The 11,250-nt window shown below is 70.7% G+C and carries 8 protein-coding genes and 2 pseudogenes; 9 read left to right on the top strand and 1 reads right to left on the bottom strand.

The window, feature by feature from the left end; all coding sequences use genetic code 11:
* Positions 1 to 8: 8 nt before the first annotated feature.
* The 7 genes and pseudogenes from ACGFJ7_RS10810 to ACGFJ7_RS10780 all read left to right on the top strand — a co-directional run bounded on the left by ACGFJ7_RS10810 (position 9) and on the right by ACGFJ7_RS10780 (position 7,429).
* Positions 9 to 1,048, top strand: a pseudogene (locus tag ACGFJ7_RS10810) (diguanylate cyclase).
* Between the two features lie 60 nt (positions 1,049 to 1,108).
* Positions 1,109 to 2,668, top strand: coding sequence for a methyl-accepting chemotaxis protein (locus tag ACGFJ7_RS10805; RefSeq protein ID WP_360249711.1), 1,560 nt, complete (start codon positions 1,109 to 1,111; stop codon positions 2,666 to 2,668).
* Between the two features lie 96 nt (positions 2,669 to 2,764).
* The gene (locus tag ACGFJ7_RS10800) at positions 2,765 to 3,883 is read left to right on the top strand and encodes an ABC transporter substrate-binding protein (protein WP_360249714.1); all 1,119 of its coding nucleotides are present in this window, start codon (positions 2,765 to 2,767) and stop codon (positions 3,881 to 3,883) included.
* A complete protein-coding gene (locus ACGFJ7_RS10795) occupies positions 3,876 to 4,769 on the top strand; it encodes an ABC transporter permease (RefSeq protein ID WP_392642006.1) in 894 nt (297 codons plus the stop codon). The genes ACGFJ7_RS10800 and ACGFJ7_RS10795 overlap by 8 nt, the downstream gene beginning before the upstream one ends.
* On the top strand, positions 4,757 to 5,560 hold the full coding sequence (locus ACGFJ7_RS10790; RefSeq protein WP_360249720.1) for an ABC transporter permease subunit: 804 nt from the start codon (positions 4,757 to 4,759) through the stop codon (positions 5,558 to 5,560). The genes ACGFJ7_RS10795 and ACGFJ7_RS10790 overlap by 13 nt, the downstream gene beginning before the upstream one ends.
* Complete coding sequence (locus tag ACGFJ7_RS10785; RefSeq protein WP_360249724.1) at positions 5,557 to 6,576, top strand: ABC transporter ATP-binding protein; 1,020 nt, start codon at positions 5,557 to 5,559, stop codon at positions 6,574 to 6,576. The genes ACGFJ7_RS10790 and ACGFJ7_RS10785 overlap by 4 nt, the downstream gene beginning before the upstream one ends.
* 55 nt (positions 6,577 to 6,631) lie before the next feature.
* The gene (locus ACGFJ7_RS10780; RefSeq protein ID WP_392642003.1) at positions 6,632 to 7,429 is read left to right on the top strand and encodes a M15 family metallopeptidase; all 798 of its coding nucleotides are present in this window, start codon (positions 6,632 to 6,634) and stop codon (positions 7,427 to 7,429) included.
* A 229-nt stretch (positions 7,430 to 7,658) separates the two neighbouring features.
* On the opposite strand, the pseudogene murJ reads toward ACGFJ7_RS10780, so the two are convergent.
* A pseudogene (gene murJ / locus ACGFJ7_RS10775) lies at positions 7,659 to 8,694 on the bottom strand (murein biosynthesis integral membrane protein MurJ); the annotation flags it as partial.
* 182 nt (positions 8,695 to 8,876) lie between these two features.
* Here murJ and ACGFJ7_RS10770 point away from each other — a divergent pair.
* A complete protein-coding gene (locus tag ACGFJ7_RS10770) occupies positions 8,877 to 10,697 on the top strand; it encodes a glycoside hydrolase family 15 protein (RefSeq protein ID WP_360249730.1) in 1,821 nt (606 codons plus the stop codon).
* A 170-nt stretch (positions 10,698 to 10,867) separates the two neighbouring features.
* Entirely contained in the window at positions 10,868 to 11,203 is a 336-nt protein-coding gene (locus tag ACGFJ7_RS10765) for a putative quinol monooxygenase (protein ID WP_392642001.1), read from the top strand.
* The last annotated feature ends 47 nt before the right edge of the window (positions 11,204 to 11,250 follow it).

The raw sequence follows: 11,250 nt of genomic DNA, 5'->3' as shown, positions 1-11,250 counted from the left end.
AGCGGCCAATGAACGCGACCACGGACCACTCCGCCTGGCAGCGGCGGCGCACCGTCGAGGCCAGTGCCTTCCTGGCCCGGGTGGCCGGCGTGGTGGCGACGGCGGCGTTCCTGTCCGGCCGGTCGGGGCTACCGCCGGAGGCGCACGCGCACCCGGCGATGCGACTCTCCTGTGTCACCGGCATCGTGCTGATGCTGCTCGCGAACGTGCTCGCCGCTGTCAACTCCCACCGGCCGGGCGATCGGTGGTACGGCGCGCTCGGCACCGTGCAGACCGTGTGCGACGTGATCGCGATCGGCGGGATCGTCGTCGGCGTACAGGCGTACAGCATGCAGACCACCTGGCCCCTGCTGGCGTTGCCGGTGCTGGTGGCGGCGCTGCGCCGGCGCCTGCCCGGCGCGCTGGCCGCCTGGCTGGCCACCAGCCTGATCCTGATCTTCGCGGCCGCCCGGTACGGCGAGCAATCGTTCCACGAGGGCGACGTGACCATGGCGATCCTGCTCAACCTGCTCATCGCCGCGCTCGGCGGGACGCTGGCCACCGCGTACGGGCGGCAGGTCAGGCAACTGCAGGCGATCCGCCGGCAACTCGACCACCAGGCCACCCACGACTCGCTCACCGGGCTGCCCAACCGGCAGCGGCTGACCACGTACGCGGCCGGACTGGACGGGCGGGCGATGGCCGTGCTGCTGCTCGACCTCAACGGGTTCAAGGCGGTGAACGACACGCTCGGGCACGCGGCCGGCGACGACTGCTCCGCGTGGTGGGCGCGCGGCTGAGATCCCACCTGCGCGCGGGCGATCTCGCCGGGCGGCTCGGCGGCGACGAGTTCATGGTCGTGCTGCCCGACGCCACCCTGGCCGAGGCGGACGGCCTGGCCGGGCGGCTCCGGGCCGCGATCCGGGAGCCGATCACCGTGCACGGTCAGGTCGTGAGCGTGGGCGTCAGCATCGGAGCGGCCACCCGTACGGCCGCGGATCTGTCCGACTTTTCCGAATTGTCTATTCGGGCGGACGCTGCGATGTATCGGGAGAAAGCATCCCGATAGATCTCATGTCCGTTTCGGGGCAGCCGATCTTCCGGGCAACATCGGGAGCTCGGAGGGCACATGCGCAAACTTCAGGACATCGGCGTCGCCAAGAGGCTGGGACTGATCGTCGGAACCGGCGCGGTGCTGATGAGCGCCCTGGCCGGGCTCACCCTGGCCGGCGAGAACAGCCTGTCCGGCCAGAGCGACCGCGTCACCGGCCTCGAGGCGGGGCTGGGCGCCCTGAACCACCTGGACACGCGCCAGAGCGAGCTCAAGGCGGACGCGTACCGGGCCGCCCTCGGCATCGACACCTCCGCCGACACGAAGGACGACATCCAGTCGTCGCTGGACGCCCAGGCGGCGGTACTCGCCTCCGGCCTGCCGGCCGACCTGCTGGCCACCTTCAAATCGTCACAGTCCGATTTCTCGGACTTCTCCGACTTCATCGAGTCCTTCGTCGCCGACGCGGTTGCGAACCCGGCCGCGGTGAAATCGCGCATCGGGGAGATCGCCGAGCGTAACGGCACCACCGACGACGCCCTCGGCGCGCTGGTGGACAAGGTCACGGCGGCGGCCGGCCAGGAGCGCTCCGACATGGCCGACACCAAAGAATCGACCCAGCTGCTCGCCCTCCTCGTCGCCGCGGGCGGCCTGATCCTGCTCATCGGTCTCGCGATCCCGCTGGTCCGCTCGATCCTCAAGCCGGTCCGCCAGCTCGGCGAGGTGGCCGACGCCCTCGCCCACGGCGACCTGACCAAGCGCAGCGGCATCACCAGCCGCGACGAGCTGGGCGTGATGGCGGCCAACCTCGACGGCGCCCTCGAGAAGTTCCGGGTCTCGCTGGAGACCGTGGCCACGGACGCCGACAAGCTGGCCGGCGCGTCGGCCGAGCTCTCCGCGATCTCCGGCACCATCGCCGACGCGGCCGGCGACACCAGCGCGCAGTCCTCGTCGGCCGCCGCCGAGGCCGAGGAGATCTCCCGCAACGTGCAGACCGTCTCGGCCGGCTCGGACGAGATGGGCCTGGCCATCCGCGAGATCTCCCGCAACACCAGCGAGTCGGCGCAGATCGCCGCCGTCGCCGTGAGCGAGGCCGCCCGCGCCACCGAGACCGTGCGCCAGCTCGGCGACTCGTCGGCCGAGATCGGCAACGTCATCAAGCTGATCACCTCGATCGCCGAGCAGACCAACCTGCTCGCGCTGAACGCCACCATCGAGGCCGCCCGCGCCGGCGAGGCCGGCAAGGGCTTCGCCGTGGTCGCCTCCGAGGTCAAGGACCTGGCCCAGGAGACCGCCAAGGCCACCGAGGACATCGGCGCCCGGGTCGCCGCCATCCAGCAGGACACCAGCGGCGCGGTCGAGGTCATCTCCCGGATCTCCGAGGTCATCGCGCAGATCAACGACTTCCAGACCACCATCGCCTCGGCCGTCGAGGAGCAGACCGCCACCACCGGCGAGATGAGCCGCAGCATCGCCGAGGTCGCCAACGGCTCCTCGCGGATCGCCGCCAACATCTCGGACGTCTCGGCCGCCAGCGCCGCGTCGGTGCAGGGTGTCGAGCAGACCCGGCACGCCTCGGGCGAGGTCGCGCGGACCGCCGACGAGCTCCGCCAGCTGGTGAGCACCTTCAAATTCTGATCGTCGGCCGGGCGCTTGATCGTTCCCGCCCGTTCATCAACCCCTCTCATGATCACCCGGCGCGCACCGGCACGGTGCGCCCAGAGAGGGAAAACGGTGCGTACATTCAAGCGCTCGGTCGCTGTCACGCTGGCGGCCACCACGATTGCCGCGATCGCGGCCTGCTCGCCGCCGGAGAAGGAGAGCGAGGCCAAGTCGAGCAGCGCGGCGTCCGCGGCCAGCGCCGCCGACCTCGGCGGAATGGACGCCCTGGTCGACGCGGCCAAGAAGGAGGGCGCGCTCAACGTCATCGCGCTGCCGCCGGACTGGGCCAACTACGGCGAGATCATCAAGGCGTTCGGCGACAAGTACGGCATCAAGGTCAACTCGGCCCAGCCCGACGCGGCCAGCCAGGACGAGATCAACGCGGCCAAGCAGCTCAAGGGCCAGGACAAGGCGCCCGACGTGTTCGACCTCGGCGGCTCGGTCGCCTCGGCCAACACCGCGCTGTTCGCCCCGTACAAGGTCAGCACCTGGGCCGACGTACCGGACAGCCTCAAGGACGCGAACGGCGCCTGGACCAACGACTACGGCGGCTACATGTCGATCGGCTACGACAGCGCCAAGGTCCCCGCCCCGACCAGCGTGGCCGACCTGCTCAAGCCGGAGTACAAGGGCAAGGTCGCGCTCAACGGCGACCCGACCCAGGCCGGTTCCGCCTTCGGCGGCGTGCAGATGGCCGCCCTGGCCGACGGCGGCTCGGCCGACGACATCGCCCCCGGCGTCGACTTCTTCGGAAAGCTGAAGAAGGCCGGCAACTTCCTGCCGGTCGACCCGACCCCGGCCACCATCGAGGCGGGCCAGACCCCTGTCGTGTTCGACTGGGACTACCTGAACGCCGCCCAGGCCGCCAAGACCAAGACCTGGAAGACCTTCGTGCCGAACGGCGCCGTCCTCGGCTCCTACTACGTGCAGGCCATCAACAAGGACGCCCCGCACCCGGCCGCCGCGCGCCTGTGGCAGGAGTTCCTCTACAGCGACCAGGGCCAGAACCTGTGGCTCAAGGGCGGCGCCCGCCCGGTGCGCGCCGAGGCCATGCAGAAGGCCGGCACGATCGACAAGACCCTGTACGACGCGCTCCCCACGATCGAGGGCACCCCGGTGATCCCGACCGAGGCGCAGAACACCAAGGCCAAGGAAGCCCTCACCGCGAGCTGGGCCAAGGCCATTGGCTGAGGTCGTCGCGGCCGCTCCGCAGCGCGTGGCCACCCGGCCGCGCCTGCGGGGCACCGCCCTGCTGGGCACGCTCCCGTTCTTCGCCTACGTGGCCGTCTTCCTGATCATCCCCACCCTGGTCGTGGTGATCGGCGCGTTCGCGAGCAACGACGGCGGGGCCACTCTCGAGAACATCAAGGCGCTGGGCAACGAGTACATCCTGGACGCCTTCGGCCGCAGCATCGCGCTGTCGGCGATCAGCGCCGTCGTGGGCGCCGTGCTCGGCGCCGTCCTGGCGTACGCCCTGGTCACCGCCCGTCCCGACGGCATCCTGCGCCGCGTGGTGACCGCCGCCGCCGGCGTGCTCGCCCAGTTCGGCGGCGTCACCCTGGCCTTCGCCTTCCTGGCCACCATCGGCCTGTCCGGCTTCGTCACCGTGTTCCTCCAGGACCACGGGATCGACATCTACTCCGGCGGCGTGTGGCTGTTCGAACTGCCGGGACTGACGCTGGTCTACACGTACTTCCAGATCCCGCTCATGGTGATCGTCTTCCTGCCCGCGCTCGACGGCATCCGCCCGCAGTGGCGTGAGGCGACCGAGAGCCTGGGCGGCACCACCTGGCAGTACTGGATCAAGGTCGCGGGCCCGCTGCTGGGCCCGGCGTTCCTCGGTTCCACGCTGCTGCTGTTCGCCAACGCGTTTTCCGCGTACGCCACCGCGGCCGCCCTGGTCAGCCAGGGCAACCCGATCGTCCCGCTCCAGATCCGCAGCGCCCTGACCAGCGAGGTCATCCTCGGGCAGGCCAACGTCGGCAAGGCCATGGCGCTCGGCATGGTGATCGTGGTGTCGGTCGTGATGGGCCTGTACGCCCTGCTGCAGAAGAGGACGGCGAAATGGCTGGGGTGATCGCGCGGCGCGCCCGCAAGCAGCGCGTGTTCCGCTGGGCCGTGCTGGCCGTCCTGGGAGTCTTCTTCCTGCTCCCGCTGGTCGCGATGGTGGAGTTCTCCACCCGGGACGCGAACACGTGGTCGCTGCTGGTCGACTGGCCCCGGCTGAGCGAGACCTATCCGGACCTGTCCGACGGCATCGTCGCGTCGCTGCTGCAGGCGGCGCTGACCGCGGTGCTGATGCTGGTTCTGCTGGTACCGACCGCGGTGTGGGTACGGCTCCGGCTGCCCCGTCTGCGCCGGCTGGTCGAGTTCCTGTGCCTGCTGCCGCTGACGATTCCGGCCATCGTGCTGGTCGTCGGGCTGGCGCCGGTCTACGCCTGGGTGAACTACTTCCTGGGCGGCTCCTCGGTGACGCTCGTGTTCGCGTACACCATTCTCGTCCTGCCCTATGCCTATCGCGCGATCGACGCGGGCCTGTCCGCCATCGACGTGAAGACCCTGGCCGAGGCGGCCCGGAGCATGGGCTCGGGCTGGGCCACCGTGATGGGCAAGGTCGTGCTGCCGAACATCCGCTCGGCGGTGCTGTCGGCCGCGTTCCTGACGGTGGCGCTGGTGCTCGGCGAGTACACCATCGCGTCGCTGCTCAACCGGACCAACCTCCAGGTCGCCATCGCGTTCCTCGGCAAGAGCAGCGCGACCATGTCGGTCGCGGTGTCGCTGACCGCCCTGCTGCTGGCCTTCGTCCTGCTCCTGCTGCTGTCCCTCTTCGGCGAGCGCCGAAAGTCGCGTAAGGAATCCACGTCATGACCGGCGTCGCCGTACATCTGAAGGGTCTGCGCCGGACGTTCGGGTCCGTGCACGCCCTGGACAACCTGGACCTGTCGATCGCGCCGGGTGAGTTCATCGCGCTGCTCGGCCCGTCCGGCTGCGGCAAGACCACCGCCCTGCGGGTGCTGGCCGGCCTCGAGGACGCCGACAGCGGCGAAGTCCTCGTGGGCGGCAAGGACGTCACCGCGCTGCCGGCCAACAAGCGCGACATGGGCATGGTGTTCCAGGCGTACAGCCTCTTCCCGCACCTGTCGGCCCTGGACAACGTGAAGTTCGGCCTGAAATTGCGCGGCCGCAAGGCCCCCGCCAACCGGGCCGGCGACATGCTGGACCTGGTCGGGCTGACCGGTTTCGAGAACCGTTTCCCGCACCAGATGTCCGGCGGCCAGCAGCAACGGGTCGCGCTGGCCCGCGCCCTGGCCATCGAACCGAGCGTGCTGCTGCTGGACGAGCCGCTGTCCGCCCTGGACGCGAAGGTCCGCGTGCAGCTGCGCGACGAGATCCGCCGCATCCAGACCGAGATCGGCACGACCACCCTGTTCGTCACCCACGACCAGGAGGAGGCGCTGGCGGTGGCGGACCGGGTCGGCGTCATGCGCGCCGGCCGGCTCGAGCAGCTGGCCACACCGGCCGAGATCTACCAGGCGCCCGCCTCGGCCTTCGTGGCCGAGTTCGTCGGCCTGTCCAACCGCCTTCCCGGTACGGTCGCCGGCGAGCACATCGAGGTCCTGGGCCACCGGCTGCCGCTGATCGCCCCGTCGGCCTCCGCGGAGGCCACCGCCCTGGTGCGCCCCGAATCGGTCACCGTCGAACCCCACGACGAGGGCGAGGGCCGGGTGGTGACCACGAGCTTCCTGGGCCCGATCAGCAAGGTCACGGTCGCCGTGGGCGAGGTCCTGGTGGTGGCCCAGATCGCCAGCGACCGCCTGGCCACCCTGCCGGCGGGCGCGCCGGTCCGGGTCACGCTGGCCCCCAGCCCCGTCGCCTTGGCCTGACATTTTTTCGCGTTTCGCTGCGGCTCGCCGGGATCTCTTCGTACGGTCGGAAACCGTGCTGAAGAGATCCCTGGCCGCCCTCGTCGCCTTCACGTGCGCCGCCGTCCTCACCGTTTACGTGCGGCCGGCCGCCGCGTCCCCGCTCTGGCACGTGGTCCGCCCCGGCGACACCCTGGCGAGCATCGCCCGGATGTACGGCCACTCGAAGGCCACCCTGGCCCGGTGGAACCAGCTGCCGCCGGACACCACGGTCCAGGTGGACGGGGTGATGCGCCTCAACCCGCCGAAGGTCCTGCTCCCACCGTGGCGCAGCCACATCGAGCCGGTGTCGCCGGGCATGGTGAACTGGAACCCGCTGCGCCGCTGCCCGGTCCTGCCGACCAGCCTGCGCAAGGTCTGGGTCTCCTACATCGATTTCGCCGGCGTCCACCACGACGGCAGCATCGTGGTCCGCGTGGACGCGGCCCGCCGCGTCCAGAACATCTTCCACACCCTGTACAACTGGCGTTTCCGGATCACCGGCATGGCCCCGATGCGCGTCAACAACCCCACCCAGAAGAACATGGCGACGGTGACGGCCGCCTACAGCTGCCGCAACGTGGGCGGCACCAGGGTCCTCTCCGAACACGCGTCAGGCGTGGCGATCGACATCAACCCGTACCAGAACCCGATGATCAGGGGCACCAGCGTCTCCCCCGCCAACAGCGCCTTCTACCTGAACCGCGACCAGTACCAGGTCGGCATGCTCCACCCGGAGGGCGCGGCCCGAGCGTTCCTGTGGAACGGCTACCACTGGGGCGGATATTGGCGCAGCCTCAAGGACTACATGCACTTCAGCCTGACAAACCGTTGAGGCCCGTTCACGAACCCTCCGCCCGGGCGGGCCCACCGGGGCAGGGCGCTCGAGCCGCATCACCCGCTCGTACGCGTCGTGCGGCGTCCCGTAGCGATTCCTGTAGTGCTCCTCGTCCCGGGAAGCCAGCTTCTCGAGGTGAAAGGCGTAACCCGGCGGCCGGTCCGACCTGGTAGCGCTGCGCCACAAACCATCACACCAAGCGACCGGCAGGGGAACGGCGGGACTGCTAGGCGCGCAGCCAGGACATGCCGGCCAACCGGTACAGCTGGCGGATCTCGGTCAGATGCAGCAGTTTGGCCACGGCCAGGAACAGGACCGCGGCGGCCATCGTCCACGCGAACGGGTCCGCCGCGGTCAACAACGCGGTCGCGATGCTGGCGGCGCCGGTGGCGATGGCCACCTTGGCGTGGGTGCGCAGCAGGCGGTGGCCGTCGAGGCGGCCCAGGCGGCGGCGCAGGATGAGGGCCGAGGCGAGCAGGCCGCAGGTGTAGGCGAGGGCGTACGCCACCGGGATCGCGACGACGACCCGGGCCGGCGGCAGCGTCCCGCCGGCGACCAGGCAGCCGAGGACGCCGACCGCGGTGACGCCGGTGGTGATCAGGGCCGGGGTGCGTGTGTCCTGCAGGGCGTAGAAGCCGCGCTGGAGGATGGCGTACGCCGTGAACGGCACCAGGGCCACCCCGAACGCGGCGACCGTCAGGCCCAGCTGGTCGACCGCGGCCGGGGAGCTGTTGCCGTGGGCGAACAGCAGCGCGGCGATCCGCGAGCCCAGCAGCATGGCGGCCGCGATCGGGGCCATCACGACCACGGCCAGGCGCACGGCGCGGGACAGGTCGTCGGTGACGCTGGGCAGGTCGTGGCGGGCGGCGTGGCGCGACAGGCGGGGCAGGATGGCGGTCATCACCGAGAGGGCGATCACCGCGTACGGCACCTGGAAGATCGCCGAGGCGTTCTGGTAGACGCTGACGCCGCCGTCGCCGCTCAGGGAGGCGGCGCGGGTGGCCACGGCGAGGAGCACCTGCGCGGCGGCCACCGACAGCAGCACCCAGCCGCCGAGGCGGGCTATCCGGCGCAGGCCGAGGCCGCGCGGGTCGAGCCGCGGGCGCAGCGGGAAGCCGTCGCGCCATCTGGGCGAAGACGCCGGCCGTGGTGCCGGCGGCCAGCAGGGTCAGGCTGGGTACCGCCAGGTACAGCAGTCCCACGGCGATCACGAGGACGCTGTTGGCCAGCGGAGCCCACGCGGGGGCGGCGAAGTGGCCCCGCGACGTTGTACGCGTCGAGCAGCCGGCCGCCGAGCCCCAGGGCCGAGGCCACCACGAGGATCCGGGCGAACCCGGCGACGCGGGAGACCAGGGTCGCCGCCGCCAGGCCGCGGCCGGCCTGTCCGAGGGAAGTCATCGCGCCCATGGTAGGCGGGCGCCGCACGCGGGTAAGCAATGTCGTCATGGCGCTGCCGATCGAGGACTACGCGATCATCGCCGACACGCAGACCGCCGCGCTGGTGGGCCGCGACGGCACCATCGACTGGCTGTGCGTGCCGCGTTTCGACTCCGGGGCGATCTTCGCGGCGCTGCTGGGCGACGAGGAGAACGGGCACTGGAGCATCGCCCCCGAGGGCGAGTTCACGGTCCGGCGACGCTACGCCGGCGAGACGCTCGTGCTGGAGACCGAGTTCGAGACCGCCGGCGGCGTGGCGCGCCTGACCGATTTCATGCCGCCCCGCGACACCGAGGCGCCTTCGGTGGTACGGATCGTCACCGGCGTCCGCGGGCGCGTCGACATGACGATGGTGCTGCGCCTGCGATTCGATTACGGGCAGGTCGTCCCGTGGGTCTATCAGGAGCGGGGCGACCTGGTGGCGGTCGCCGGCCCGGACGCCGCCTGGCTGCGGACGCCGGTGCGGACGCGCGGCGAGAACATGGCCACGCGGGCCGAGTTCACCGTCGGGCCCGGTGAGACCGTCCCGTTCGTACTGACCTGGCGGCCTTCGCACCTGCCACCACCCGAGCCGGTCGACCCGGTCAGAGAACTCGGCGTCACCGAGGGGTACTGGCGGGGCTGGGTCTCCGCGTGCACCTACGAGGGCGAGTGGCGCGACGCCGTCGTCCGCTCGCTGCTGACTCTGAAGGCTTTGACGTACGCGCCGACCGGCGGCATCGTCGCCGCGGCGACCACCTCGCTGCCGGAGAAACTGGGCGGCGTCCGCAACTGGGACTACCGGTTCTGCTGGCTGCGGGACGCCACCATCACGCTGCAATCCCTGCTCTTCTCGGGTTTCCAGAGCGAGGCCACGGCCTGGCGCAAATGGCTGCTGCGGGCCATCGCCGGCAACCCGGCCGAGCTTCAGATCATGTACGGCGTGGCCGGTGAACGCCGCCTCGACGAGTACGTGGCGACGTGGCTCACCGGCTACGACGGCAATCCCGTCCGGATCGGCAACGCCGCCGCCGGGCAGTTCCAGCTCGACGTCTACGGCGAGGTGATGGACGCCCTGCACCAGGGCCGCCGCGCCGGGCTGAAGGCCGACGACCCGGCGTGGGGCCTGCAGTGCAAGCTGATGGAATTCGTCGAACAGCACTGGCGCGACCCGGACGAGGGCATCTGGGAGGTGCGCGGCGGCCCCAAGCAGTTCGTGCACTCCAAGCTGATGGCCTGGGTGGCGGCCGACCGGGCGGTCAAGGCGGTCCAGGAGTTCGGCCTGCCCGGCCCGCTGAAGCGCTGGGTGAAGCTCCGCGACGAGATTCATGCCGAGATTCTGGCCAAGGGGTACGACAAGAAACGGCGGACCTTCACCCAGTACTACGGCTCCGTCGAGCTCGACGCGGCGTTGCTCATGGTTCCGCTGGTCGGTTTCCTGCCGGCGGACGACGAGCGGGTGATCGGCACGGTCGCCGCGATCGAGGAGAACCTGCTGGTCGACGGCTTCGTGCAGCGCTACACCCAGCATTCCGGCACGGACGTGGACGGCCTGCCGCCGGGCGAGGGCGCGTTCCTGGCCTGCACGTTCTGGCTGGCCGACAACTACGCGCTGATGGGCCGCGCGGACCAGGCGCGGGAGACCTTCAGCCGCCTGCTGGCGTTGCGCAACGACGTGGGCCTGCTCTCCGAGGAGTACGACACGGAGGCCGGCCGCCTGGTCGGCAACTTCCCGCAGGCGTTCAGCCACGTCCCGCTGATCGACACGGCCCGTACGCTGACCGCGGCCCTCGCGCCGACCGAGGCCCGGATCAGGGAAGGGCGGAAGCCGGCTCCCGGCGCGACGTGACGTGACGCCGAGCTTGGCGAAGACCTCGCGCAGATGCCATGCCACGGTCCGGGGACTGAGGAAGAGCGCACTGCCGATCTCGGCGTTGGCGCGCCGGTCAAATGATCATCGCCTCGTCCGGGAGCGTACCCGCCACGGCCGTGCTCTTCCCGACGTGTGAGGATGCGGGAATGCCGTACGGATACATCGCCTCGATGAAGACCCAGCCCGGTCGCCGCGACGAGGTCATCGACCTGCTCGTGGGCGGCGCCGACGGCCTGCGGGCGGCCGGCTGCCACCTGTACCTGGTCAGCGCCGCCACCACCGACGACGTCACGATCTGGGTGAGCGAGGTCTGGGAGTCGAAGCAGCACCACGACGACTCACTCAAGCTCCCCGAGACCCGCGCCGCCATCGCGACGGCCATGCCGATGCTGACCGGCGACTTCTTCGGTCAGGAGACCGAGGTCCGGGGCGGCCTAGGTGTGCTGTCCAGGGAGGTTGGTCGAGGTGGTGTGACGAGTTGATCTGACTCTGGACGGGTGAAGGCCTCCGGTTGTGGAGTGGAGCTGTC

Origin of the sequence: Actinoplanes sp. NPDC048988 (genome assembly GCF_043197815.1) — a bacterium.
Classification (GTDB): domain Bacteria; phylum Actinomycetota; class Actinomycetes; order Mycobacteriales; family Micromonosporaceae; genus Actinoplanes.
Note: the sequence above shows the minus strand (reverse complement) of the source record. Positions and strands in the feature narration are given on the sequence as shown.

What these genes read in the sequence shown, in the direction of transcription:
- ACGFJ7_RS10805 (WP_360249711.1), top strand. Translation starts at nt 1,109, where the DNA reads ATGCGCAAACTTCAGGACATCGGCGTCGCCAAGAGGCTGGGACTGATC.
- ACGFJ7_RS10790 (WP_360249720.1), top strand. Translation starts at nt 4,757, where the DNA reads ATGGCTGGGGTGATCGCGCGGCGCGCCCGCAAGCAGCGCGTGTTCCGC.
- ACGFJ7_RS10785 (WP_360249724.1), top strand. Translation starts at nt 5,557, where the DNA reads ATGACCGGCGTCGCCGTACATCTGAAGGGTCTGCGCCGGACGTTCGGG.
- ACGFJ7_RS10770 (WP_360249730.1), top strand. Translation starts at nt 8,877, where the DNA reads ATGGCGCTGCCGATCGAGGACTACGCGATCATCGCCGACACGCAGACC.
- ACGFJ7_RS10765 (WP_392642001.1), top strand. Translation starts at nt 10,868, where the DNA reads ATGCCGTACGGATACATCGCCTCGATGAAGACCCAGCCCGGTCGCCGC.